At 60.3% G+C, this 23499-nt stretch carries 26 protein-coding genes; 11 read left to right on the top strand and 15 right to left on the bottom strand.

All coding sequences use genetic code 11. The features are described 5' to 3' along the window. The first annotated feature begins 603 nt into the window (after positions 1-603). The gene (locus ACVWYP_RS39750; RefSeq protein ID WP_245288861.1) at positions 604-1314 is read left to right on the top strand and encodes a hypothetical protein; all 711 of its coding nucleotides are present in this window, start codon (positions 604-606) and stop codon (positions 1312-1314) included. Positions 1315-1540: 226 nt separating this feature from the next. Here ACVWYP_RS39750 and ACVWYP_RS39745 read toward each other — a convergent pair whose 3' ends face one another. The 6 genes from ACVWYP_RS39745 to ACVWYP_RS39720 form a co-directional block, all read right to left on the bottom strand. Further along, entirely contained in the window at positions 1541-1738 is a 198-nt protein-coding gene (locus ACVWYP_RS39745) for a hypothetical protein (RefSeq protein WP_016845116.1), read from the bottom strand. A 652-nt stretch (positions 1739-2390) separates the two neighbouring features. Beyond that, positions 2391-2762 (bottom strand): response regulator, encoded by a 372-nt coding sequence (locus ACVWYP_RS39740; RefSeq protein ID WP_016845117.1) that lies wholly within the window; start codon positions 2760-2762, stop codon positions 2391-2393. 74 nt (positions 2763-2836) lie between these two features. Continuing rightward, positions 2837-3025 (bottom strand): ATP-binding protein, encoded by a 189-nt coding sequence (locus ACVWYP_RS39735; protein WP_028343597.1) that lies wholly within the window; start codon positions 3023-3025, stop codon positions 2837-2839. Then, the gene (locus ACVWYP_RS39730) at positions 3009-3644 is read right to left on the bottom strand and encodes a sensor histidine kinase (protein WP_245288862.1); all 636 of its coding nucleotides are present in this window, start codon (positions 3642-3644) and stop codon (positions 3009-3011) included. Before ACVWYP_RS39730 ends, ACVWYP_RS39735 begins: the two co-directional genes overlap by 17 nt. A gap of 108 nt (positions 3645-3752) precedes the next feature. Then, positions 3753-4043, bottom strand: coding sequence for a hypothetical protein (locus ACVWYP_RS39725; RefSeq protein ID WP_016845119.1), 291 nt, complete (start codon positions 4041-4043; stop codon positions 3753-3755). Between the two features lie 232 nt (positions 4044-4275). Then, on the bottom strand, positions 4276-4641 hold the full coding sequence (locus ACVWYP_RS39720) for a response regulator (RefSeq protein ID WP_028343600.1): 366 nt from the start codon (positions 4639-4641) through the stop codon (positions 4276-4278). A gap of 144 nt (positions 4642-4785) precedes the next feature. Here ACVWYP_RS39720 and ACVWYP_RS39715 point away from each other — a divergent pair, with 144 nt between their 5' ends. The 8 genes from ACVWYP_RS39715 (at position 4786) to ACVWYP_RS39680 (ending at position 13481) form a co-directional block, all read left to right on the top strand. Then, complete coding sequence (locus tag ACVWYP_RS39715; RefSeq protein ID WP_456684287.1) at positions 4786-5349, top strand: histidine kinase dimerization/phosphoacceptor domain -containing protein; 564 nt, start codon at positions 4786-4788, stop codon at positions 5347-5349. 845 nt (positions 5350-6194) lie between these two features. Continuing rightward, positions 6195-6764 carry a hypothetical protein gene (locus ACVWYP_RS39710; RefSeq protein WP_304497102.1) on the top strand — a complete coding sequence of 190 codons (570 nt, stop codon included), beginning with the start codon at positions 6195-6197 and terminating at the stop codon, positions 6762-6764. Positions 6765-7603: 839 nt separating this feature from the next. Next, on the top strand, positions 7604-7783 hold the full coding sequence (locus tag ACVWYP_RS39705; protein ID WP_028343602.1) for a hypothetical protein: 180 nt from the start codon (positions 7604-7606) through the stop codon (positions 7781-7783). A gap of 10 nt (positions 7784-7793) precedes the next feature. Then, positions 7794-8144: a type VI secretion protein gene (locus tag ACVWYP_RS39700; RefSeq protein WP_245288865.1), complete on the top strand. Its 351-nt coding sequence runs from the start codon at positions 7794-7796 to the stop codon at positions 8142-8144. 182 nt (positions 8145-8326) lie between these two features. Next, positions 8327-8731, top strand: a complete 405-nt coding sequence (locus tag ACVWYP_RS39695) for a hypothetical protein (protein WP_035632824.1) — start codon at positions 8327-8329, stop codon at positions 8729-8731. Positions 8732-8930: 199 nt separating this feature from the next. Further along, complete coding sequence (locus ACVWYP_RS39690; protein WP_028343605.1) at positions 8931-9869, top strand: class I mannose-6-phosphate isomerase; 939 nt, start codon at positions 8931-8933, stop codon at positions 9867-9869. Beyond that, positions 9866-12151 (top strand): glycosyltransferase family 4 protein, encoded by a 2286-nt coding sequence (locus ACVWYP_RS39685; protein WP_028343606.1) that lies wholly within the window; start codon positions 9866-9868, stop codon positions 12149-12151. The genes ACVWYP_RS39690 and ACVWYP_RS39685 overlap by 4 nt, the downstream gene beginning before the upstream one ends. A 31-nt stretch (positions 12152-12182) precedes the next feature. Further along, the gene (locus tag ACVWYP_RS39680; RefSeq protein WP_028343607.1) at positions 12183-13481 is read left to right on the top strand and encodes a glycoside hydrolase family 130 protein; all 1299 of its coding nucleotides are present in this window, start codon (positions 12183-12185) and stop codon (positions 13479-13481) included. 60 nt (positions 13482-13541) lie between these two features. Here ACVWYP_RS39680 and ACVWYP_RS39675 read toward each other — a convergent pair whose 3' ends face one another. From ACVWYP_RS39675 to ACVWYP_RS39655, 5 genes are all read right to left on the bottom strand, one after another. Beyond that, the gene (locus tag ACVWYP_RS39675; protein WP_225895068.1) at positions 13542-13835 is read right to left on the bottom strand and encodes a hypothetical protein; all 294 of its coding nucleotides are present in this window, start codon (positions 13833-13835) and stop codon (positions 13542-13544) included. A 331-nt stretch (positions 13836-14166) separates the two neighbouring features. Next, entirely contained in the window at positions 14167-15147 is a 981-nt protein-coding gene (locus ACVWYP_RS39670; protein WP_080686917.1) for a sensor histidine kinase, read from the bottom strand. Positions 15148-16145: 998 nt separating this feature from the next. Further along, the gene (locus ACVWYP_RS39665) at positions 16146-16823 is read right to left on the bottom strand and encodes a Crp/Fnr family transcriptional regulator (protein ID WP_028343610.1); all 678 of its coding nucleotides are present in this window, start codon (positions 16821-16823) and stop codon (positions 16146-16148) included. A 182-nt stretch (positions 16824-17005) separates the two neighbouring features. Next, positions 17006-17389, bottom strand: a complete 384-nt coding sequence (locus tag ACVWYP_RS39660; RefSeq protein ID WP_014493209.1) for a hypothetical protein — start codon at positions 17387-17389, stop codon at positions 17006-17008. A 500-nt stretch (positions 17390-17889) separates the two neighbouring features. Further along, positions 17890-18072 (bottom strand): hypothetical protein, encoded by a 183-nt coding sequence (locus ACVWYP_RS39655; protein ID WP_080686916.1) that lies wholly within the window; start codon positions 18070-18072, stop codon positions 17890-17892. A 171-nt stretch (positions 18073-18243) separates the two neighbouring features. Between ACVWYP_RS39655 and ACVWYP_RS39650 the strand changes: the two genes are divergently transcribed. Continuing rightward, positions 18244-19248 (top strand): alpha/beta fold hydrolase, encoded by a 1005-nt coding sequence (locus ACVWYP_RS39650; RefSeq protein ID WP_028343612.1) that lies wholly within the window; start codon positions 18244-18246, stop codon positions 19246-19248. Positions 19249-19331: 83 nt separating this feature from the next. After that, a complete protein-coding gene (locus tag ACVWYP_RS39645) occupies positions 19332-20510 on the top strand; it encodes an AI-2E family transporter (RefSeq protein WP_028343613.1) in 1179 nt (392 codons plus the stop codon). Between the two features lie 68 nt (positions 20511-20578). Here the strand turns inward: ACVWYP_RS39645 and ACVWYP_RS39640 are convergent, their stop codons facing one another. The 4 genes from ACVWYP_RS39640 to ACVWYP_RS39625 all read right to left on the bottom strand — a co-directional run bounded on the left by ACVWYP_RS39640 (position 20579) and on the right by ACVWYP_RS39625 (position 23447). After that, a complete protein-coding gene (locus ACVWYP_RS39640; protein ID WP_051448087.1) occupies positions 20579-21670 on the bottom strand; it encodes a sensor histidine kinase in 1092 nt (363 codons plus the stop codon). A gap of 29 nt (positions 21671-21699) precedes the next feature. After that, positions 21700-22491 carry an alpha/beta fold hydrolase gene (locus ACVWYP_RS39635; protein ID WP_028343615.1) on the bottom strand — a complete coding sequence of 264 codons (792 nt, stop codon included), beginning with the start codon at positions 22489-22491 and terminating at the stop codon, positions 21700-21702. A 114-nt stretch (positions 22492-22605) separates the two neighbouring features. Beyond that, positions 22606-23004 carry a low affinity iron permease family protein gene (locus ACVWYP_RS39630; RefSeq protein WP_016845142.1) on the bottom strand — a complete coding sequence of 133 codons (399 nt, stop codon included), beginning with the start codon at positions 23002-23004 and terminating at the stop codon, positions 22606-22608. Positions 23005-23090: 86 nt separating this feature from the next. Continuing rightward, complete coding sequence (locus ACVWYP_RS39625; protein ID WP_035632832.1) at positions 23091-23447, bottom strand: response regulator; 357 nt, start codon at positions 23445-23447, stop codon at positions 23091-23093. Between the last annotated feature and the right edge of the window lie 52 nt (positions 23448-23499).

Genomic DNA, 23499 nt, shown 5'->3' with positions numbered 1-23499 from the left:
AAAAATTCCGTCCCAAATTATTTTTGTTGCTGCGTTGCCGGAGAGGCGAGGGCCGCCTTGTAAGCGGTACTTAGCACCTTGCGCCGCTTAATTGATTGTTGAACGCCGGACTAGTCTTCGGACTAGTCCTTGTGGCTGAGGTGGGAAAGCTCGCGACTTCCGCTCGAATGCTTTGGAAGCGGCAGCCTTCGCGAGGCGATGCTGTTCGCAGCGATGAGTGTCCCGTTCGGGGCTCTAGAGAGGCCGTGCCGACTCGGCGCGGAGAGCCCCGGCATTAACTCATCTTAACTATACTGCTCTCGAGAGTTTGGCGTGCTAGAGGGGCCGCCCTATATAACATGTGTCCACCGCTCCCGAGGGCGGTCGTGCGGGCCATGGAGAGGCTCGCCGGAAGTTTCCGATCCGGCGTCACTTAGTGACGGAAGGCGGTGAAGGCTTCTCCAGATATCAGGCCTTCATCCCGGCAAACGGCCTCGCGCACCCCTGAAAACATTGAAACGAGCCTCCGGCACGTCGCTCGACGCGCGGCATTCTGCGCGCGCGATGCGATTGGCGTTTCGCAGGCCAGGCATAGGGAGACTGGTCTCGGGACTAGTCGTGCAAATGACCACAAAGACCTGCGGTGAAAGGAGCTCTGGAAACTGCCATGAGACTCTCGAAGAAGGCTCGGGAGCAGACTTCTGCAACGAGTCTCAGTTTGACGAGAAGGTCGCGGAATTCGGCCTGGAACCGATAAAAGCATATGCCCGCGTCGCTCGCGTTAAGAAGAAGGTTTCAGAGGCGGCCGAAGCCAAGCGCAAGTACCGAGCGCAGCGAAAGGCGGAAGGATTTGGGCAGTATGTTGTCGAGGTGCCCGTGGACGAGGATGCCAAGCGTACCGTGTACGCCGTGGCACAGGCGATCGTCGACGACAAGACGAACAGCAGAAATATGCGCTCGATCATCCTCTCGGTTGTTTCGAGTCCGGCGCTGCTTAAGCTCCACGAGGTTCTTTCGACGTCGTCGGTAAATGTCTCGTCGATTGTCAAGCTGATTGAGCGGGGAGAATTGGACAAGATCGTCGAGATCTATGCGCTGCGTCCTGCGCTGCTCCCCGACTTGTTGCGCTTAGCGAAGTCCGACACCGACTTCCTGTCGGTGCTCGAGTGCCTCGTTCGTCATGAGAAGGGCATCTCGGAGGGGTCTGCCAAGGGTCTGCTGGAAGCGGCGGTTATCGCAAATGATTGTCCCGAGGTTCTCAGGTTCCTCGAAGTTCGCCAGCGGGGAGGTCTTCGTGGCCGACTGCTTGGTTGGGCGCTGGGAAACATCCAGTAGCTGCCGCGGGCGGAGGCTGGCCAGTATAGATTCGTATCGGGGACGAGAATCCCTCCCTCTCCGCCATAATTTCGAGAAAGCCCCGTAAAATCAGGCTTTTCTGCACACCGAGGACTGCCGGTGTAGCCCCAGGGTGTAGCCCCTAGGTAATCCCAACCTGACACGGGACGCAGAAAACTTCAATCGATCGCGGGTCGCCAGGTGAACGCCGACCCGCGTGTCGCCGCTAATCCTTGTGGTCGTTCTGCTCGGCTTCACGCTTGCGAGCTTCTGGGCCTTCATCACCTGCGTGTTCGGCATCGACGATCTGGAGCTGAACCTTGAGGGCGTGGCGAACGGCGAAATCGCGGAATGCACTGGGCCCCGCCGACGCTGCGCCCGTGTGACGGTTGAGGCGACGCTCATCCATTGTCGCCGGCGTCATCGACCGAAGTCAGCGCGGAACGCGCAGTTCCTAAGTCCGACGCCAGCAAGCTTCCGACGCCGCGGCTGTCGCGATGACGGCGTGAGCCCACTGAACGTTCCCGCTCCTCCGAACCGGCGACTACCGAGGGCAAGGACTCGAACGCCCGATCCCGCAAGTGTTTTGCTCGTCTATTCGTCGAGCTGACGTCCCGCGCAAATCGCGGTTGGCTTCGAGTCGGGAAGTGCGGGAATCCCCCTGTCATTCGGCGTGTTGTTTGACCCCCGATCGGCGCCGAAGGATGACCCCGGCCCACGTCGCCCAATTCCTTGAAACATCACCGGAATGGTCGTCACGCGTGGGGTCAACGTTGAAAGCCGATGGGGGTCAAAGTTTCGGCGCTTATTTACAGTCCGCGCACCCGAAATACTCGAAACCGCGCTGGCGCGTGGCTTTGGCCATGGTCTCCAGGGTCTCGGTCCCGCCCGAGGGGGCGCTGTGGCAGTGAAGGATCCGGCTCTCTCTGCTCGCTAGGTAGGCCGAGGATCGAAAGGTGCGTCCCCGGAACGCAGGCTGTCCTGATGTGGTTTGATCGGCAGGGCCCTATCTTCAAGCGCCGTCGAACTCGATGGGCCCGCTGGTTTCGCGAGGGGAGCGAAAAATGTGATCGATCTCAGGCGATCCCCGTCATGTCCCGCAGCGTCGCGATGAGTTCGGCCCCACGGTACGGTTTAGGCAGAAAAACGCTGCCCTTTGGTAAATCATCGCCCGCGGCCCGGACATGACCCGATGTCGCAACTATTTTGATCGGCGGCCAACGGTCCCGCACGAACTGGGCAAGCTTCAACCCGTCCATTGAACCGGGCATCTGGATATCGGTGAAGACAAGGTGGATATCGGCCCGGGTCGACAGGATTGCGATGGCTTCGTCGGCATTTGCAGCCGGGATGACGTCGAACCCCGCATCCTCCAAAATCTCGACGGAATCCATGCGCAGCAGGAACTCGTCTTCGACGATCAGGATGACCGGCTTCACCTTCGACATTTCAGCATGACCTTTGCATGCCAAGCAAAGCGGGGAGGATTGGTTCCGAAGGAAAGGGCGTCGGGAACGCGCGATCATTTGGCCCGATCGTTCCGGACGAGCGGCATCGAGAACACGAACTGGGATTCTTCCGGCGTCGAGGTCACGTCGATCCTTCCGTCGTGCGCTTGCGCAATCTGCGAAGCGATATGCAGTCCCAGACCGAGTCCGTTTCGGCTGTTGCGCACCTCTCCGCGGAAGAACGGCTCAAACAGTCTCTGCATGGCGGCTTCCTGGAATGGGTTCGCCGCAATTAGCCACCCAGAGCCTGAATGTCCCGCCCTCCGTTCTGGCCCCCATCCGCACCGGCTGGTCCGGCGCTCCATGAGTAAGGGCATTACCAATCAAATTGGAGGCCAACTGTCCGATACGCGCGCGATCGCAGTCGACGGGCTCGTTTATCTCGAAGTCGGTCTGGATCAGGCGTTGAGGAGACGCCGTTCGTAATTCGTCGACGACCTGCTCGAGCACAGGCTCGATCGGCTTGGCGTCTCGGTGCAAGGTGATGCCCCCTCCCAGTCGTCCGCGCGCGAAATCCAGAATGTCGTCAATCAGATCGGACATGCGGGTGACGGTCGAGTTGATCATGTCGAGAATACGAAGCTCTTTTGGTTCCTGCAGCTCGCCCGACCGCTGCAGGATCCGCGCGCCGGCGCTGATGGCCGCAAGCGGATTTCGAAGATCGTGGCCGAGGACGGCAATGAATTGTTCGCGCAGCTGTGCGGTTCCAGCTGAGTGGCCAGACCCTCCTGAAGCTTCGACTTCGACTCCACTAGTTCGCGTTCGTAGCGTCGAACCGAACCCGCACGGTATCGCGAGCCGCGACCGGACCACGTCCAGCACCCCGGATTTGAAAGAAGGGTCCGTTTCTGCCGACGAGAGCACCCGTCGTTTGAGACGCGCCCGGAACGACTGAGGAGGGCACAGGCGTCCAGAAAATGGTGCGTCAGGCTAGGCGGCTTCCTTCAGAGAACCGAGACGCCTGCGGAGAAATGCCAGCACCACGATCTCGTCGGAGGTAAGCTTGGCGTACTGGCGCTTGAACTTCTGCGCTATCTTGGCTTCAATCATCTTCACGAGGTTCCCGGACATGTAGGCGTTCAGGACTTCCGGGTGCACGTAGCACTTGCGGCAGATGGCCGGCGTGTTGCCGAGCCGCTTTGAGACGCTCTCGATCGCGGCGACGACGTTGCGCTTTGCGTCGGCCTGGCTGTCGTATTTCTTGAACTTGGCCAGCGCCAACGCCGCCAGAACCGTTCCGGCCCAGGCCTGCCTACCCCGGAGGATCTACCGAGGATAAAGGCCCCAGCTCTGGGGGCTAGGGGGTGTGAGCTGGGGGGGCAGTACGGGGTTCGCCCCTGGGCAGGGGCATTGGGAAAACTTAGCACTGACGCCTTCGTTCCTGCGCAGGAAAGTTTGATCTGCGCGCATCGCCCCTGCTGAATCGGTGAAAGCACGGCAGCCGGTAAGACAGCTAAGCTGAAGGCGTCCCCTTCGTCTGGCCGAGCTCCTCTACTATTCGAACTATCTCTTCCGGCCGAAAGGGTTTCTTAACAATGCGGCTGCCGGGGACGGGACGTGGCAGGACGGGTGAGAAGCCAGTCGCGTAGATGACCGGCAAATTGGGAGACTGCTTCCGATAGCGTTCCGCGATCTGCCATCCATCGACTTGCCCGGGCAACCTGACGTCAGTCACCAGGACATCCGCGACGCGGCGGTTGCACCATGCCAGCGCCTTGTCGCCGGTGCTCGCGTGGATCACGTGATAGCCCGCCTCGCGAAGCGCCTCGACGACGAACTCGCGGATCAGAGGGTCGTCCTCTACAAGGAGTATGCTCACTGCCGGTGACGAAACGTATGGGTCTCGCATCGAACGGCGCAGCGCTCGGTCGTTCCCCGCGTCAATGGCTCTTGCGGACGAGCACGGCCTTGTGGAATTGGATCCCGCCAGGAACAGCTGTCCGCGGCACGTAGTTTTCAATCCATGAACAGGCTCTCCCCGCTCGTACTCAAGCACCGGCTTCCGACTCCCGTCCGGTACGGCATCTCCGCGAGCATCATGCTGGGCTGCGCCATACTGCAGATGGCGCTGCAGATGCAGACCGGCTCGCCGGGGTACCTGCTGCTGCCGGGCGTGTTTCTCTCGGGCCTGATCTTCGACCGGAGGTCCGGAATATTCGCGGCGATCATCGCCGTCGCCGTCGGCGCCTATGTCAGCTATGCGGGCAGCCTGGGTATCGACTATTTCGCGACGAATGCGCTCTTTGCGATCACCGCCGCCGGGACGGCCGCCGTCGCCGAATTCCAGCGTGCCGAACTGCGCCGGGTCGTCATGGCAGACAAGACGAAGGCCTTGCTGCTGCAAGAGATGGCTCACCGGACCAAGAACAATCTGACGATCCTCGGCGGCATGATCAGGCTGGAGGCGCGGCCATGGAGGTCCGGAGGTCGCGGCTGCGCTCGAGGCTACCGCGCGCCGGCTGCAGGTGATGGCGGAGGTCTAGGACCATCTATCGCCGAAGCGGGACTAACATGCGCTATTTCCTGAACGACTTGGTCGAGAAGGTCTTTCAGTCCTTAGGCCCTTTCCGGACCGATCGCGTGTCAGGGGGTCTGCGAGGACATCGACCTCGCCAGCAACCATGCACTCGCAATCGGCATGATCACGAACGAACTGGTGACGAACTCGCTGAATACGCATTTCCTAGCGACAGGCCGGGCCACATCGCGGTCGCGTTTTCGAGCGCAAGCGGTATCGATCTCTCGGTGTCCGACAATGGCGTGGGTCTCAGTGAGGGGGCGGCGCCGGAGGGATTGGAGTCGCGGATAGTTCAGCTGCTGGCGCAAACAGCTCGAAGGCGAAACTTCCTACGAACGGCTGGAGCCTGGCCTCAGGGTCCGGGTGCGGGCGCACCCGCGATAGCTGCGGTTCGCCAGTTGGTCGTTCTTGACTGTCGGCGGTCCCTGATAAATTGCTTCAGCCAGCCGAGAAGATCGGCGGTGCGACGATGCTGGGCGTCGTAAAGGACTCGATCCAGATCCTGAAATTGGTTGGTTGGTGCTGCATTGCTCTCTCTCTCTCTCTCTCTCTCTCGTTCGGAGGGAAGCGTCCCAGGGATTCAGTACAAGACGACAGACGGGCTTTTTTGGATGGCCTTGGGGCGGTTGCCCCATGATGACCGAGATCGCGATGCCGATCGCCAAGGCCGACAACAGGGTCGACACGATCGGGTAGCTCCTCTCGTTGCTCATGCCTCAGTGCGAGGATTCGAGCTTCCGCATCTCTTGCAGGCGGGCAAAACAATAGTCGCGATAAAGGGTTTCGATGAATGTCCACATGACCATATCCCCATAGGTCTAATGACCGGAGCCTGATGCGTCGTTGGAGCTCCAATGCCAAGCACGCTGTTCAAAGATATGTCCTTGAATTCAAAGCTGCGCAGAAGCGAAAGAGGCTTTCTTGGCGATCGCGCGCCCAGGGGAGTCAAACGCGAGCTAATTCGAGCCCTGGCACCAGCCGCTGGCGGGCTTTTCACGGGCCACCGTGGCGCGCGCGAGCTAGTGCGCGTCATGGGTACGGAAAAGCAGAAGCGCGGGTCGCACAGAATGAGCGACTGCCAGCAGCTGGCTGCTCACGCGAAAGGCGAACCTGAACAGGAAGACCCGCTAACTGAATCAGCTTTATCTGGATCGTCCCGGCCTAGGCGCCGGGCGCTGGTTCGCTTTGGAGATTTTCGTTCGAGTCTCTTGTGCTTCCTTGGCCAATCTCAGTTCCTTGAGGCGCGCCATGTTTTCGCGAATATCAACGGCATTTTTTGCCTCTTCTTGCAAGACCACCTCGCGATGCGCGACCGCAAGGCGCTCTCGGTTCGCTTTGGCAGCGCGATGAAGTTCCCGATCGTCACTCATCTTATGGTCTCCGGCCTCGACATGCGGCTTGGAACGGTTAGCCGACCTCATTAGGCGCTCGGTTGAGGGCAGGAAGGCGCCCGCTTAGGGCTTTGAAACCTTCACGGGCGTATCTCAATGTCGCGCCCATCGCTGCCTCGGTCCCAGCAGCGTTCTTTAGCGCCACTGGCATCATCCGCCTTCTGTTCGGCGCGGTCGGCCTAATTCGCGGAAGGAAGGCTCCTCTTCCGGAGCCGTCGTCGGGTCGATCGTCTGGGCTGTGGTGGCGACCCTGCAACGATCAGCGCCAGGAACAATCTCTTCATCCCTGTTCATAACACGTGCCGGCTGAGAAGTCTGACTTTGTTTCGTCGCCGCTTCAGGGGAGTGAAGGATTCAATTCAACTCTGCGGGTGCGGCGGGGGCGACGACCGCCAACGGAGGCAGCCTCAATGCTGGGGGGTCCCCATTTCGACAGATCACGGAGGCGCAGAACAGTTGCTTGGTTGTGGAGCGAACCTAAATCGCCATTCGGGACGTTCGTGGAGGCTGCTCCGGACTTTGAATTCGAGCCAACGGCTCTCATCACTCGATGACCTCGTCGGTTTGTGCAAGAAGCATCGCCCGGCACTCCGAGGCGGAGAGCCCTGCAAATTCGATCTCGCTGCTGTTCCTCGACATTTTAGCGCTCGCTATTCCCAGGACGTAAGCGTAGAGTTGCTCATCACCGCCCATCCTGCGGCTTCCACCGGTGACTGAGGGTAACGAACGCTCCCGCCGAAAGAAAGGAAGAGGAGCGTGGATGTCTCGATCTCGTTTGGCAGCCGACTGGATCGTGTCGCCGGTGATCTTCCTACTGTTTCATGTGCTCCTGGTATTTGCAGCGGTTGTCCGGCGTGGATAGCGCAACACGAATGCAATACCTGGTTGGCGGCCACAATGGAGCCGGCCGCGTCAATCTGAGTCGCGACACGGCGGCTGCCGCCTTGAAGAAAGCGCGGGAGCTCTTGCAGGAAGACTATATGGACGTGCGGATCTGTACGCCGCGAGGCCAGATCTTGCTGCCTGACGAGTTCGATAAGCTCGAAGCCTGAGGGAACGGCTGTGCTGCCGCGCCAGAGCAAACGGCGGGCAGACGGTTTTCGCCTCGGCAGAAGAAAAAAGTACGAGATGATCGGCGTGAATGTTGCCCGAAAAGGCACCTGGATAAAGACGCTTCCTGTCGCATTTGCGCTCGGTACATTCGCCCAAGGCGCCGTCGCCGCGGAGCTGAACTGCCGCACGATCGAAAGCACGGGCGGACGCCTCGCTTGTTACGACGCTGCGTTTCCGCCGAAGGTGAAGAAGCCCGCGACGACCAGCGACGACGCATCGCGACCTGCATACAACGATCCGTTGATCGCGGAAGACACTCGAATCGCGGCCAAACTAAAGAATGTCTGTCGCGGCTGTTGAGCCCTGCGACCAAGTTTGCGCGGAACTGTGAGACGGCGACCTTAGTCGAAGAGCGCGCGCTGTCGACGCGTCGCTGCCGCTTTGCAACAGCAGCTCGGATTTTGCGGCAACGCCGCCGTGTCTGTTCTGGTCGACTATCGAGTTTGATCGTAATGGATGGCGGCGCCTAAGAAAGGCCGGACATGTTCAAGTCTAAACAATATCGTGCAGAAGCGGCCAAATACGGCGAACGGGTCAAGGGTTCGACCGATCTGGATGAAGGCCGCAAACTTCAGGAACTGCAGGACCGCCTCGTCTCGCTTGCTGATAACGAGCAGAGACTGGCGGACGACTACCACGACGCAGTTCATGTCATAAGCCCGGACCAACCTCGCGGCGCGGCCCTTGCAAGCGAAGAGGAGCGCGTTCTGCGGTGCCTTGGCGCGGCCGTCATCATGCAATGGAACGCGCTGCCGACGACGTTGCAGCGTGAGATCTTCGACACCGCTGGATCGGTCGGCAAGTTGCTGGAGACGGCGGAACTTCGTGGGCAGATCGCCCGATTTCTGCACAAGCACAAGAATGACGCGAACGGCAACGAACATTGATGAAGGCACGCCCGTCTTTATGAACGCGCAAAGGTTGTTATCGGATGCCGGAGTAGCCATCTGATGAAGGACACGATCGGATCGCTGTGACAGCGCCTGTCGCGAAGCGCGACGCTTTTTTTTAGCCACGCCAGATCTTACCGACCGCATCGACCAACAGCAGTCGCTTCGAGATGCGCGTCAAGGGTAAGGACAATCCATGACCATCGAACATGCCTCGGTGCAGGTTGCGCGCAGACCATGGGGGGTCGCAGACATCCGACCATGGAGCTGCATCGACGTTTCGGGCGACCCCGTCGGGGAATTGTGGTTTGATCGCATCGATAAAGATGCACCAGGCTCCGCCCTGCTGCTCAAGCTCCTGTTTACCAGCCAACCTCTGTCGATCCAGGTCCATCCCGACGATGAATTCGCGCACGCCATCGATTTGCCGAACGGGAAGACCGAGGCATGGTACATCCTGTCGGCAGCGCCGGGCGCGCGGGTAGCGCTGGGACTGACGCGGCGCCTCACGCCGCAGGCGTTGCGCGCAGCGATCAGGGACGGCTCGATCGCCGGTCTCGTGCAATGGCGCTCTGTTGCGAAGGGCGACTTCATCTTCGTCCCCGGCGGCACAATCCACGCCATCGGCGCCGGTATCGTGCTCGCCGAGATTCAGCAACGCAGCGATACGACATTCCGCCTGTTCGACTTTGGCAGGCACCGCGAACTGCACGAAGACGACGCGGTGGCTGCTTCCGACGCCGGGCCATCCCAGGCTCAATTCGCTCCGCGGCGTCTCACCGACGCACGAAGAGTTCTCGTCGCGCGCCCACAATTCGTGCTCGAGCGGGTCGACTTCCACGCCAATTCGCAGTGGGCGCTCGATGCCGACCGGGAAACCTGGATCCTCGTGATCGAGGGGAAGGGGCGCATCGGGCGAACGAATGCGACCGTCGGTGACGCGATCTTGATCGAGGCCGACAGCGCCGGCATCGAGGTTGGCCCGGACGGAATGACCGGCCTGCTCGCCTATCCGGGACCGGATCCCATGGTTTTGCTGCTGCAGGACTGCACCGGACGAGCGACCAAGTCTCCCGATGCTTCCACCGGCACGGGCTCCAGGAAATCGGGCAAGATCATCGAGGCACAGACATGACGTGGCTCCGCCGCATCGCCCTTATCGGCAACTCGCTGCCTCGCCGTTGCGGAATCGCAACCTTCACGATGGACCTGCAGAGAGCGATATCGGCGTCACGCCCTGATCTGGAAACCTGCATCGTGGCGATGACCGATCGCGGCCAGGCCTACGACTATCCGCCGGCGGTCGCTTTCCAGATCAAGGACGACAATGTCGAAGACTACCTGCATGCAGCGGATTTCCTGAATGCCGGCCGGTTCGATACCGTGTGCCTGCAGCACGAATTCGGCATTTTCGGCGGCGAAGCCGGCGCCCATATCCTCCCGCTGCTGGCGCGCCTGACCATGCCGGTCGTGACGACGCTTCATACCGTACTGGCCAACCCGTCAGCCAAGCAGCGCGCGGTCATGGAGCGCATCGTCGATGCGTCGTCGAAGGTGGTGGTGATGGCCAACAAGGCCCGCGAGCTACTGCGCAGCGTCTACCTCGTGCCGGACGACAAGATCGAGGTGATCGCCCACGGCATTCCCGATGTCGCCTTTGCCGGGCCCGATACGGCGAAGGCCAGGCTCGGATTTGACGGCAAGTCGGTCATTCTGACGTTCGGGCTGCTGTCCCCCAACAAGGGCATCGAAGTCATGATCGATGCAATGCCCTCGATTCTGAATCACTGCGCGAATGCGGTGTATGTCGTGCTCGGCGCAACGCACCCTAATCTGGTTCGAGATCAGGGCGAAGCCTATCGCGAAAGTCTGATGGCGCGGGTCCGCGAGCTGGGCGTCGAAGACCACGTGGTGTTCCTCGACCGGTTCGTGGATCAGGCCACGCTGCTCGATTTCATCTCGATGTGCGACGTCTATGTCACGCCCTATCTCAACGAGGCCCAGATGACCTCTGGAACCCTGGCTTACAGTTTTGGGCTCGGGAAGCCGGTCGTCTCGACGCCTTACTGGCACGCACGCGAGCTGCTTGCCGATGGATGCGGAGTTCTCGTGCCGTTCGGCGATGCGGCGGCGATCGGCGGTGAGATCGCCAAGCTGCTCACTGACGACGCGCGCCGGCAAGCGATGTGCCAACGCGCATACGCGATGAGCCGAATGATGACGTGGGAACGCACGGCCGAGCGCTACATGTCCGGCTTCGAGGCCGCGCGGCACAGTCATCGGCTCAAGGTCTTTGCGCGTCCCGATCCCGGCGCGCCGGAACCACGCGGCCCCGCGGCGCCCGACATGCAGATTGGCCATTTCATGACGATGTGCGACGACATCGGCTTGTTCCAGCACGCGGTTCAGTCGGTGCCGGATCGCTCGCACGGCTATTGCGTCGATGACAATGCCCGGGCGTTGCTCTTGGCCTGCGCCCTCAACAATCCCGGCGAACAGGCGTTGCCGGAAATCCTGACGACCCGCTTTGCGGCTTTCGTACAGCATGCGTGGAATCCCGACACCAGGCAATTTCGCAACTTCATGGGCTTCAACCGAACCTGGCTCGAGGACAGAGGCTCGGAAGACAGTCACGGGCGGACGCTATGGGCATTGGGCGAGGCGGCACGCAGAGACACGAGCCCGTCGCGGCGCAGGTGGGCCACCGATTTGTTCGCCCAGGCTTTGTCGGCGGCGGAGAGCTTCAGCTCGCCCCGCGCGTGGGCGTTCATGCTGCTAGGTCTGGACGCTTATTGCACTATTGCTCCGGATGATCTCCACGCGAGGGAAGTCCGGCATGCGCTTGCTGACAGGTTGATGTCCTGTCTGGCGTCGGTAGAGACGCCGGACTGGGTGTGGTTCGAGGAAGGGCTCGCTTACGACAACGCGCGATTGCCGCAAGCCTTGATGCTGACAGGGATGACGACTCAAACGCCGCAATACCGCGATGCCGGATTGCGCTCATTGCGCTGGCTGATGACGCAGCAGACGAGCGTGGCAGGTCATTTCCGGCCGGTGGGCACCGGCAGCTTCGGCGAACAGCGGCAACATCCCCGCGCCTTCGATCAGCAACCCGTGGAAGCCACGGCAACGATCGCTGCCTGCCTGACGGCGTGGCGTGCGGACGGCGATGCCGAGTGGAAAACCATGGCCATGCGCGCCTTCGGCTGGTTTCTGGGCAGCAATGATCTGTCCGTAGCACTGGTCGATCCGCACACCGGGAGCTGCCGCGATGGATTGCATCCCGATCGCGCCAACGAAAACCGTGGAGGCGAGTCGGTCGTCTGCTATTTGCTTGGACTTGCGGAGATTCGTCAGCTCGCGCGCGTCAACACCAGCCTGAACAAGCCCTCGGCCTTACGCGCCGTGGGCGCTTGAATTCCCTTTCATCCAGCGACCTGAGGATACCGTGTCACAAGCTACCTTCCTGAACCGGCAGGCGCTTCATCTGCGTCCCGATCCCGCGCGAGTTATCGTGCGGCCATTCAAGCCGGCGACTGAACCGCGCGATCTCAACCCCACCGACAAGATGCGCGCAAATCATATCGTCGAGCGAGTTCTCGCACTCGATCAGGAAGCCGTTGCCGCTCAGCTCGCGGACGTCCTGGACAATTTCAAGGGGCGACATCGCAACCTGTTGGAAAGATTCGAGGCCCGCGCGGACGAAATGGAGGACGCTTTCGCGACGCATGGCGTCTTCTCAATGAAGCAGCGCCAGCTGGTCGGCGCCTATTTCCTCAATGAGTATTCATTCGAAGCCTCTGCCTTGTTCAATCCGAGCATCGTGGCGCACCCCGATCAATCGGGAGCGCCGAAGGGCGGCGTGCGCTTCATCCTCAGTCTCCGTGCCATAGGCGAAGGGCATGTATCGTCACTGACGTTTCGAACCGGGACCATCGCGGCTGACGGCAGTCTGGCTGTTAATCCGACGGCTCGGCTCGCGTCGATTCCGAGGATTTGCCATCGCATATCGGGGCCGGACGGCGAGCGTGTCGAGCTGGTTTTCAAGCCCGAAGAAGACCTGACCGAGCGCGTCATCTTTCCCGTCACAGAATCCCAATCGAACGGCATAGAGGACGCGCGCTTTGTCGAATTCAGCGACGGCGATCGAAAGACGTATTACGCGACCTATACCGCTTACAGCGGTCGAGCCATCCGCTCCGAACTGATCGAAACCAGTGATTTCACGTCGTTTCGACTGGCGCCCCTGCGAGGGGCTGCGGCTCGGAACAAGGGCATGGCACTGTTCCCGCGCAAGATCGGCGGCCAGTATGCCATGATCGCGAGGCAGGACAATGAGAACCTGTATCTAATCTATTCAGACGACCTCCACACGTGGGATGGCGGTCAAGCCATTTTGAAACCGCAGTTTCCCTGGGAGTTCGTCCAGATCGGCAATTGCGGGTCGCCGATCGAACTCGATGAGGGTTGGCTGCTGCTGACGCACGGTGTCGGCCCGGTCCGCAAATACTCGATCGGTGCGGCGCTGCTCGACAAGCGCGACCCATCCAAGGTGCTGGCACGTTCGCGCGAGCCGCTATTGCGGCCTGAACCATCCGAGCGCGAAGGATACGTCCCTAACGTCGTTTATACGTGCGGCGGGATGCGGCACAATAACCAGATCATCCTGCCATATGCCGTGTCCGACACATTCTCGAATTTCGCAACGATCGAGATTTCCGAGCTCATGAACGCGATGAAATGCTAGGGCGCGGCCAGCTGATCTCAGGAGCATACATCCAGTTCAATAGCTGCTTTTGTTCCCGAGCTACTCCTGCGCCTTGACGCCAGGCCGCACGCTTATCCTTGCGAGCTCGCGACGCTCGTCCTCTGTCAGCTGCCAATCCTCGCACTGGCTGCAAAGCTGCGCGAAAACGTCGTGTAATTGGCTTCGGGCTACCCTGACGATCTCGGTATCGTCGAATTCGCAAGACTTCAGGAAAATTGGCAAGGTAAAACTGGTCTGACGGCTTTCGAACTGAAACGTCAGGCGAATGTCCTCGCCACGTTCATTCGGCAGAATCACCTCGATGCGTGCGATCGTAATCTCGAACATATTCATGCGCATCTCTTGCTTGGTCGACCTTGAATTGAGCTTTTCAGCGGGCGCGCGGATTCCGACGAGGTTGCTCGGATACACCGATATGAAGTCGCCCGTCCTTGAAGTTGTCAAAGGGAAGCGGCATGTCCGCAGCGTCACGGGCTCAGGCCTTTCGGGCATATTGCCGGGTTAGGCGCAGGCGCTGGCCGCAGACGTCGAGCCGATGGGCATTGTGCGAGGCCCCCTCATGCAGTCTCCCGGAAGGGCCGGCCACTCTGGAACGCGGACCTGATCTCCGTCTTCAAGGCTCCGCGTTGCGCCGGCCGCTACTATACGAAGATCTCAAGGTTCCTCACCTTGCCAGGCGATCTTTGCTCATGATCAGCGTCACGACCAGCCCCTCTTCCGACCAGTCGAATGCGATGGAGCCACCGAGTTGGGCCGCCATGCTCCGCTGCACCAATTTGCTTCCAAAGCCATCGAGCATTGCGGGAAACTTGAGAGGCGGGCCGCCCCGCTCGGTCCAGGTCACGACGACTTCGTCGCCATGGGCATTGCACGACACGTCCAAGGTGCCGCTTGCCAGCGATAGCGAACCGTATTTCGCCGAGTTCGTTGCCAGTTCGTGCAGCACAAGAGCGAGCGTTGTACTCGACATCTCGCCGACATTCATCTTCGGCACCGAAACGCGAATGCGGACGCTCGCCTCTCTTTCGTCGTAAGGCGCGAGCAAGATGGAGACGAGGTCACCAAGAAGCGCTCCTTCGCTCTTCCTTCCCGGTATGGGGCGAATGAGATCCTGTGCACGTCCCAAGGCCATCAGCCGATTTGTTAGCTCGTGGGCCATGTCTTCTTTGGTTGCGGCCGAACGCGATGTAAATTGAGTAAGCGCGGTCGCGATAGTCAGAAGGTTCTTCACGCGATGGCTCATCTCACCGGCCAGCAACTCGTTCGCTTCTTCGGCTTGCTTGCGTTGGGTAACATCGAGGAAGATGCCAAACATGGTTCGATCGGCGATGTCCGCATCGTCGCCTTGCCCGCGCGCGGAGATCCAACGGATGTCGCCGTCGAACAAGATGCGAAAGTCAATCTCGTAAGCGCCTACTATTGCGCGAGTAGCGGCAAACGCAGACCTGACCCGTTCCAGATCGGCAGGATGGATGTTCCTGGACAGGATCTCGAATGTGATGTGTTTTTCGCTCTTCGCAACGTCCCACAGGTCGTAGGCGCGTTCGTCCATCGTAATGGCGTCCGTATCCACGTTCCAGGCCCACAAGGCCACGCCGGCGGCGTCGGTCGCAGCACGCAAGTGCTTTTCATTCCAAACCGGCATCGATATCTTATCGGACGACATCCGCTTTGCTTCCATCTTGTACACCGATAACGGCTGAGGGGCGCGGTGGTGCCAGGCAGCGCATGTGAGCGGAAGAACGAGGCTTGGCGGAATCAATTTCCGTGATCGGCCCGCGCCGGCCGGCCTGCGCACTCCGACATACGCGCCGCGAGCGGATAGGAATGAGCCTTGCCTTAGTCGGCGTCCGTGATCCTGCCCTTGCCTTTGCATGACTGGCATTTCGCTGGGTAGATCTTTCGGCCCGGTTCCACCGGCTGCATCGTCGGAGCGAAGCCCGTTCCGCTGCATCCAGGGCAGGTATGCTCTTTGATCTTTAGCGTCATATCGACCTTTCAGGTTCCGCGGATCTGCGGCCACCAATTTCATTACAGATCGCGCGCTTCCATGATCGATCACGCTTCAGCGGTCCGTCCTGCTTCTCGCGCTCCTGCGCCAAGCCAAACAAGAGCGGCCCGAGTTCGGCACTGGTCGAGATCTCGGGCCGCCCGAACGGCGCGGGGGCGGCCCGCGACGCCCGGCGTCATCCGATCACATCCAGCTCGCGGTCGCTGTGCAATTTTGCTCACTCTTCGACGCGCCACTTGTTGGTCCCCACCTGCTCACGCGCCCTGATGCCGGGCACGCGAGGTAAGACCGGTCTGAGGTGCCTTCGAATTGAAACGTCGGCCGACCGTCCTCGCCGTGCTCGTTCGGCGGAATCGTCTCGATGCGTGATCTGTATGCTGAATGCATTCAGCGCATCACCTTGCTTGATCGACCTTGAAGCGACTTCCCTCGGCTTGATCTCGATCTCGATCGCGCTCGGCAGCGATGCTGCCGCGATCATACCAAATGACAACCATACTGGATCGCGATCAGCATCGCAGCGATCCAGCGAGAGGGCGAATGCTAAAGACCGGCGAGGGGGCCGACGTGCCCGACCTCCAAATGGCGATGCCACGCATCTGCAGTCGATCAATCGACCGGTCGCGCGCCGGTCAGTCCTTCCGGCCCAGCTCCGACTTCTCAATCAGAACGGCGTTCAGGAGCGAGCTATGGACCTCGATTTTTCCATTGTAGCTGATGAAGCCAAGCCTGCGGAATTTATTCATGAAGAAACTAACCCGCGATCGGGTCGCGCCGATCATTTCGGCAAGTGTTTCCTGACTGATCTTGACCCCAATAGGCTGCGGGCTGGTTTCCTTGCCGAAATTCGCGAGCAGAAGCAACAGCCGCGCCAGACGTTTTTCGCTGGAGTTGAATAGTTGGTCGATCAGATCTTCTTCGATTCGACTATTGCGCGTGAGCAGGTACGCCATGAACAATTGGGAGAACTTGGGCCTGCCTTCGAGCGCTGAAATCATTGCCAGTTTCGATATTCTAGTGATGGTGCTGTCTTCCATTGCCGTAGTCGTCGCGATACGCAATGGCTGGCCGTTGAGACAACCTTCACCAAAGAATTGTCCCGGCTCCAACATCCCGACGACGGCTTCCTTGCCCTGGTCGGAAACGACCGTGAGCTTGATCTTTCCTTTTTGAATGTAGAAAACCGCGTCCGCGACATCTCCCTGCACGAACACGTTCTGACCCTTGCCAAGCTTTGAGATCGATTTTCCTGCCCCAACCTTGGCGAGGAAGGTCTTGGGATCAAACTTGTCCTTCGCGGGCTTGGCCAAATGGACGCTCTCATTCCCTAGGTGTAATGCCCCGTGATATTAGCAGAATGTCCGCTTCGTGGAAGGCGCAGCGCGTGAGAGCGGGAACGGAAATCACATCAGGGAATTTCGGCCCGCAAGGGGGGGCCAGGTATGGACATCCCGAAATACTGCGCAGATTGCGCCCTGCGCAGGTTCGCCGGCTATCCGCGTTGCTCCACCGCTTTTTCGCGGCCGAGCGATTCGGCACAAGCCCGAGCAACGGCCGAGTTTGGCTCGGTGCTTCCCGGCATCGTGGCCCAACCTCCCTTTTCGACGAACTTGCCTTGTTCCGATACATAGGTCGCCTTCTTCATTTCGGTCAGGTTCGCCGAGGCATCAGCGGTCTGTCGAAACTTTTCAACGCAGATGGGTGTGAGAGCTGCGACGACGGCCGTCGCAGCGCGGCTTGCAGCGAGGGTCTCTGCGGACCCACCGGTCACCCAGCCGCCCCAGCTGAAGCCAACGATCGCCAGGGCCATCGCCCCAGCCACAGCACCCCACAGAACGGAGCGCGCGGTCGCCTTTGTCTCCCGGGAGATGTCCATGGTGTCGCCTTTAACTTGGAGGATCGAGATAGCCGAGGAAGTCAAGCATGTCGATCGATGGACGGCTGTACCAAATTGCTCACTCAGCCTGCGTGGAGACCATTCGGACAATTCGGATGGACACATTGCCGCATGACGTCACCTTGGGCGAAGACTTTCGCAAATCGGCTGGATCGGGTGCCCTGCGATGCTCAGACCTGTACGACCCTAGCTACATTCCTACGCAGTTGCGCGGCGAGTGCCAGCGGTCCGCGCATTCTGTTCCTTTTTGAACAGCCAGCGCTGTCCACGCGTGCTCTGTTCTTTGATTGCCTGACTTGGACTCATACTTCCGATCGGCCCGGCCCTCGTGGCCGGGCTTTTCGTTCCGGCTCCATGGATGTCTCTGTTAGCTTAGAACGGTCATCAGTCTGAGTCTGAGCAAAATCACAGCGGCCGTGCCCTTCACCGGCCGCCGCGAGAGAAAGCGAGCCGCCAATTGGCGGCCTCATCAACAAGTTCTAACCGCCGGGCTCTTCCTTGTGATCGTGCGGAGTCTTGTGATCATGCCGAGTGCCCCGATTTTCGTCAGTCTGCTCCGCATCCCCCGGCGTTTTCCCCGCCATATTTCCGGGATTGAAATGGTACTTGCCATCCGGATTCTCGCCGGGCTGCTTCTCGTTCGGGTTCTTTTTGTTAGTCATTGGACCTGTCACTCCTTGGGAAGAGCAACAATGTTGAACGGGACCGAGGTCTCTATGTTCCCATGGCTGCGATTGACCGCGTGGAACGAAAGCTCGCTCGTCGCCGTTGAGCATGACCTGCAACATTCTCATTGGCGTGAGGCGTCGTGCAGACCACTTGAGGTGTTGCACATGGCTTTTTCGCAAATACGTTCTTCGGCATTCCTGTCCGACTGTCTGGCCGCCTTCAGGCGATATCCCGCCATCGCCGCGTTTGCTGGGGCCGCTACCCTTGTGGCGGCGACGGCGATCGCGAACCGGCATTTTGCCGAGAAAGCGCAGCGTGATAACCCGCCACAGGGGCGGTTCCTCGACGTCGACGGGGTCCGTCTGCACTATGTGGAGCGCGGCAATGGCCGGCCGCTGGTTCTCTTCCACGGCAATGGCAGCATGATCCAGGATTTCGAGTCGAGCGGCCTGATCGATCTGGCAGCCGAGAATTACCGGGTCATCGTCTTCGACCGACCTGGATTCGGGCATAGCCTGCGGCCGCGAAACGTGGTTTGGACGCCGGAGGCACAGGCGGACCTGTTCAGGAAGGCATTTGATGGGCTGGGCGTTCAGCGAGCCATCGTACTCGGGCATTCGTGGGGGGCGTCGGTCGCGGTTGCGCTGGCGATAAGGCATCCTTCCTTCGTCGAAGCGCTGGTGCTGGCATCGGGATACTATTTTCCGACCGCGCGAGCCGACGCAGTGGCCTCATCTCTATCCGCTACACCCGCGCTTGGCGATATCATCAGCTACACTGTCTCACCGATCCTGGGTCGATTGATGTGGCCGGCAATGTTGCGCAAGGTGTTCGGCCCGCAACCAGTCCCCGGAAAATTCGCCGGCTTTCCGAAGGAAATGGCCGTCCGGCCATCACAGCTCCGCGCCGGTGCAGCGGAATCGACGTTGATGGTTCCCGCTGCATTTGCTTCTTCGAAGACCTACGGCGAACTCGACATGCCGACGATCATACTCGCGGGCGAGGATGATCGTTTGATCGATATCGATGAGCAATCGGCCAGGCTGCATGACGAGGTCAAGCAGAGCAAGCTGCACCGCATTGCCGGAGCCGGACATATGATCCAGCAATCTGCCACGCGAGATCTAATGGCGGCTATCGACGAAGCCGCTGCCGAGACCCTGCACTAGTCCGTCGGATGCGGCGATGCGCTGGCGCGTACCGCTCGCCATGACCGCGCAGGGATACCTGGCTACCGGCAGGACAGATTTGCGTGGAGGATGGAGGAGACCCCTTGGTTTCGCTTTCGATGTTGCCGCAGGAGCCCCCCTCGTCGCCAGGGCAGGACGCCGGCGCGTCGGAATCGGAGGCCTTGCCAACGCAGGCGGTCGACAATGTCGAGATGCCGCTGCCGTCCAGTCCGCAGACGTTCTTTCTCGGTAGCCTGTTGACACTGGCCGTCCTGGCGGCCGTGTACGTGGCAAGCTCGATCATATTGCCCGTGGTGCTCGCCTTCGTGTTGCAACTCATTCTGCAACCTGCCGTGGATCTTCTCGAGCGTATCGGCCTACCCCGTACCGTCGGCGCGCTCTTGGCGATCCTGCTGGTCGTGGGAGCGCTCGTCGGCTTTGTGGCAGCCTTGTCAGTACCCGCCGCGTCGTGGGCGGAGAAGTTGCCGGACGGCTTACCGCGCCTGGAAACTCATCTGGTCGTCCTGAAGCGCCCGATCGAAGCGCTGCAAAAGGTTGTCCAGCAGGCGGAGCACGTCGCGGACTCTCCCGGGAAAAAGGAGCCCACCGTTTCGGTTCGCCGCGATCTCGGTCTGACCGGCGTGCTCTTTGCCGGAACGCGCGCCGTGCTCGACGGCCTGTTCACGACGGTTCTGGTGCTCTATTTCCTTTTGGTCGCAGGCGACATTTTTCTGCGACGCATCGTCGAGGTGCTGCCGAATTTTGCCGACAAGAGGCAGGCCGTGGACATCTTCCAGCAGATCGAAGCGGACATATCCGCCTATCTGCTCACGATCACGGCCATGAATGCTGCGGTGGGAATAGCGACGGCGGCTGCGATGTACCTCTGCGGGCTTGGAGATCCCTTGTTGTGGGGAGCCGCTGCCTTCCTGCTCAACTACGTTCCAATTCTGGGGCCGTTGTTGGGAACCGTTATCTTCCTGCTGGCCGGAATGTTGAGTTTCGACAGCTTGTGGTGGGCCTTGCTGCCGGCGGTTCTTTACTTCTGCATCCACCTCGCCGAGGGCGAGACCCTGACTCCCATGCTGCTTGCGCGACGCTTCACCCTGAATCCCGTGCTGATCATCCTGTCGCTGGTGTTCTGGTTCTGGATGTGGGGGGTGCCCGGCGCGATCCTGGCCGTTCCAATGCTGGCCATCCTGAAGATCGTCAGCGATCGCGTCCGTCCGCTAAAGGCTTTGGGGCACGTCCTCGAAGGATAATCGCAGTATCGCGTCTCGGTGATGGATTGAGGACGTGCCGCCGGCGAGGCAAGGCCAGTGCTGGCAGGCTACGAAAGAGGCATAGAGAAGGTGAAGCGGGTCCCAGCGGAGTTCGATGCAACGGTCAAAGCGCCCCCATGGGCCTTTGCGATCTGAGAGGCGATGTAGAGCCCCAATCCAAGCCCCTGCTTGCTCGCACGAGCTTTGCCGCGGAAGAACGGTTCGAACAACTTCTCCATCACCGTTTCCGGAATCGCCTCACCCGCATTGGCGACCCAGAGTTCAAACGATCCCTTTCGCGTCTCGGCGTGAACGACGATGGGTTTGTCGGTTGCTCCGTGCGTCACCGCGTTGCCGAGAAGGTTGGAGAGGAGCTGGCCGATGCGGATGCGATCGCAGTTCACCGGCTCGTCGATGGCAAATTCGGTTTCGATGACCCGGCCGGGTGAGGCCAGTCTCAGTTCGTCGACCACCTGGGCAAGGGCAGGTTCGAGCGGCGCTCTTGCATCGCGTTCCAGGGTAATGCCGCCGCCCAGCCGACCGCGCGCGAAGTCGAGGACGTTGTCGATCATCGAGGCCATTCGCATGACCGTGGTCTGCATCATGGCGATGATCTGGTGTTCCTTTTCGCTATGGACGGTTCGGTCGAGAATTCTCGCGCCGGCGCTAATGGAGGCGAGAGGATTGCGAAGATCGTGACCGAGCACGGCGATGAACTGTTCGCGCAACTCGGAGGTTTCGTGCTCGAGCCGCAGCAGTTCTTGCGTCGCCTTCTCGGCGCCAATCGCCAATTCTCGGGCGGCCAGAAGCTCGTGCTCGTAGCGCCGCCGATCCGTCGCCTTGATCAGGGCTAGACGGATGAGCAGCAGCCTTCCTTCCGGATCGCGGCGCTCGTTCGCGTTGGCGATCATCTGCAGCGGCGTACCGGCGGCGGTCAACACGTCGATGGCGAATTCGTCGAAGGATCCCTGCATTCGGAGCAGCGGCGCGATATGGGTTTCGTAATAGATGCGGCCCGGCATGGTCAGAAAATCGCTGAAGCACTTCCCGATCATCTGTGGCGCCGTATGTCCGCTCCATTCCAGGAAGGTGAGGTTGACGTACTCGATCCGGCCGTTCGGCTGCAGGGTGACGTAACCGCAGGGCGCGTTGTCGATCATGTCCTTGAACTGGGGATCGGAGGCGCGCACTAGACAAAAGGTCGCATCGCCGCGATGACCTCTTCCGGCGCGCTCAGATTTGGGCAATGCCCGGTCGCGTCCAGGACGATCATCCGGCTGTTGGGAATATTGCGGGCGACAAACTCGCCGACCTCCGGCGGGGCGATAATATCCTCGCTGCACTGGAGAACGAGGGTCGGAAGGGAGACCTCCGCGAGGTCTTCGCGGTTGTCGGAGGTGAAGGTCACCCGGGCGAACGCTTTGGCGATTTCGGGATCCGTGCTGCAGAAGCTATTGGTTAGCTCCTGACCCAATTCCGGTCGGTCGGGATTGCCCATGATCATCGGCGCCATCTGCATCGACCAACCCATGTGGTTCGAGTCGAGAAACCTGAGCAATTCCTCGATCTGCTGAGCGCTGAACCCACCAACGTATCCATCGTCGTCGATGTAACGGGGTGACGGGCCGATGAGTACGAGCTTGCCGAACATCCCGGGGGCTTGTCGGGCGGCCAGCACGCCGATCATGCTGCTGACGGAATGTCCTACGAAGACGGAATCCTTCAATCCGAGCTCCGTGCCGATTTCGACCACGTCTTTGGCGTAGCCGGACAGGGTCGAATATTTGGCGCTGTCGTAGGCCGAGAGGTCGGAGCCGCCGGCGCCGACGTGGTCGAACACAACGGTCATGAAATCCTTTTCGAACGCGGGAGCCACAAAGCGCCACATGTTCTGGTCGCACCCGAAGCCGTGTGCGAAGATCATCGTCCGGTGGCCGGCGCCGCGAACGCGAACGTTATTTCGTTTGATTGTGCCTGCCATCAGGACTCCCTGAATCGCCCTTTATCGTGCAGTTCCTCTAACGTCGCCGGGCCGCGGTCCGGTTTGCGAGGCCTGAATGCAGTGGAGATGCCCGGTCCTGCGAGCCGATCCGGATCAGCCGGCGCGCTCGAGCATCTCGACTTTCGCTTGCTTGATTTCTTCATCCGACGCCTCCTCGATGCCCGCAATGCGGTTGCTTGCGGCCTTGGTCGCCAGGATCAATTCGTCGAGTTTCAACTGCAAGGCCAGCGTGTCGCGGTTCTGCGTTGACTGGATCAGAAAGACCATCAGGAACGTCACGATTGTCGTGCCCGTGTTGATGACGAGCTGCCAGGTATCGCTGAAGCCGAATAAGGGACCTGTGATCGCCCACACGAGTACGACGGCAACTGCCAGCAGAAAGGTCGTCGGTCGGCCGGAAATGCGCGAGGTCGCAACTGCCAGCCGGGCGAACCAATTGCCGCTTGGTTGAGCATTCGCGGACGTAGAGCCTATGGGCAGATTTGCGCGCATTGAATGATTTCCTTGGCGAAGCGGAAGCCACACCGCAGATGTCCGCAAGTCAGCTATTGGCGATCGACGGACCGCAAGGAGCGCCGTCAGCTGATGGAAGGAGGCCGTCTTTCTTTTCCCATTTGTCTGACCGCTTCGACGATGCGGTCGGGTTGGTAGGGCTTGTGCAAGGTGAGACTGCCAGGCACCGGACGGGCCTCGACGGGCGAGAAGCCGGTCGCGTAGATCACCTGCAGCTGGGGATCATGCTCCCGACAACGTTCGGCGATCTGCCACCCGTCAACTCCGCCGGGCAGCCTGATGTCGGTGACCAGAACGTCCGCGATCTGCCTCTTGCACAATGCCAGCGCTTGCTCACCATTGGAGGCGTGAAAGACCTCGTAGCCTTCCTCGCGCAGAGCGTCGACCACCAATTCGCGGACAAGTGGATCGTCCTCGACCATAAGTATTCGCACTGGTGGCTCCTCAATACTCTTGACAACCGTTGCGAGTCTG

Source organism: Bradyrhizobium sp. USDA 3262, assembly GCF_054060035.1.
The sequence above is the reverse complement of the archived record's forward strand: the minus strand, read 5'-3'. Positions and strand labels throughout refer to the sequence as shown.

Excerpts from the sequence above, each read along its gene's own strand:
- ACVWYP_RS39750 (WP_245288861.1), top strand. The coding sequence starts at position 604 with ATGACCACAAAGACCTGCGGTGAAAGGAGCTCTGGAAACTGCCATGAG.
- ACVWYP_RS39745 (WP_016845116.1), bottom strand. The coding sequence starts at position 1,738 with ATGACGCCGGCGACAATGGATGAGCGTCGCCTCAACCGTCACACGGGC.
- ACVWYP_RS39740 (WP_016845117.1), bottom strand. The coding sequence starts at position 2,762 with ATGTCGAAGGTGAAGCCGGTCATCCTGATCGTCGAAGACGAGTTCCTG.
- ACVWYP_RS39735 (WP_028343597.1), bottom strand. The coding sequence starts at position 3,025 with ATGCAGAGACTGTTTGAGCCGTTCTTCCGCGGAGAGGTGCGCAACAGC.
- ACVWYP_RS39715 (WP_456684287.1), top strand. The coding sequence starts at position 4,786 with ATGAACAGGCTCTCCCCGCTCGTACTCAAGCACCGGCTTCCGACTCCC.
- ACVWYP_RS39710 (WP_304497102.1), top strand. The coding sequence starts at position 6,195 with ATGCCAAGCACGCTGTTCAAAGATATGTCCTTGAATTCAAAGCTGCGC.
- ACVWYP_RS39705 (WP_028343602.1), top strand. The coding sequence starts at position 7,604 with ATGCAATACCTGGTTGGCGGCCACAATGGAGCCGGCCGCGTCAATCTG.
- ACVWYP_RS39695 (WP_035632824.1), top strand. The coding sequence starts at position 8,327 with ATGTTCAAGTCTAAACAATATCGTGCAGAAGCGGCCAAATACGGCGAA.
- ACVWYP_RS39690 (WP_028343605.1), top strand. The coding sequence starts at position 8,931 with ATGACCATCGAACATGCCTCGGTGCAGGTTGCGCGCAGACCATGGGGG.
- ACVWYP_RS39685 (WP_028343606.1), top strand. The coding sequence starts at position 9,866 with ATGACGTGGCTCCGCCGCATCGCCCTTATCGGCAACTCGCTGCCTCGC.
- ACVWYP_RS39675 (WP_225895068.1), bottom strand. The coding sequence starts at position 13,835 with ATGAATATGTTCGAGATTACGATCGCACGCATCGAGGTGATTCTGCCG.
- ACVWYP_RS39670 (WP_080686917.1), bottom strand. The coding sequence starts at position 15,147 with ATGCCGGTTTGGAATGAAAAGCACTTGCGTGCTGCGACCGACGCCGCC.
- ACVWYP_RS39660 (WP_014493209.1), bottom strand. The coding sequence starts at position 17,389 with ATGGACATCTCCCGGGAGACAAAGGCGACCGCGCGCTCCGTTCTGTGG.
- ACVWYP_RS39655 (WP_080686916.1), bottom strand. The coding sequence starts at position 18,072 with ATGACTAACAAAAAGAACCCGAACGAGAAGCAGCCCGGCGAGAATCCG.
- ACVWYP_RS39650 (WP_028343612.1), top strand. The coding sequence starts at position 18,244 with ATGGCTTTTTCGCAAATACGTTCTTCGGCATTCCTGTCCGACTGTCTG.
- ACVWYP_RS39640 (WP_051448087.1), bottom strand. The coding sequence starts at position 21,670 with ATGATCGACAACGCGCCCTGCGGTTACGTCACCCTGCAGCCGAACGGC.
- ACVWYP_RS39635 (WP_028343615.1), bottom strand. The coding sequence starts at position 22,491 with ATGGCAGGCACAATCAAACGAAATAACGTTCGCGTTCGCGGCGCCGGC.
- ACVWYP_RS39630 (WP_016845142.1), bottom strand. The coding sequence starts at position 23,004 with ATGCGCGCAAATCTGCCCATAGGCTCTACGTCCGCGAATGCTCAACCA.
- ACVWYP_RS39625 (WP_035632832.1), bottom strand. The coding sequence starts at position 23,447 with ATGGTCGAGGACGATCCACTTGTCCGCGAATTGGTGGTCGACGCTCTG.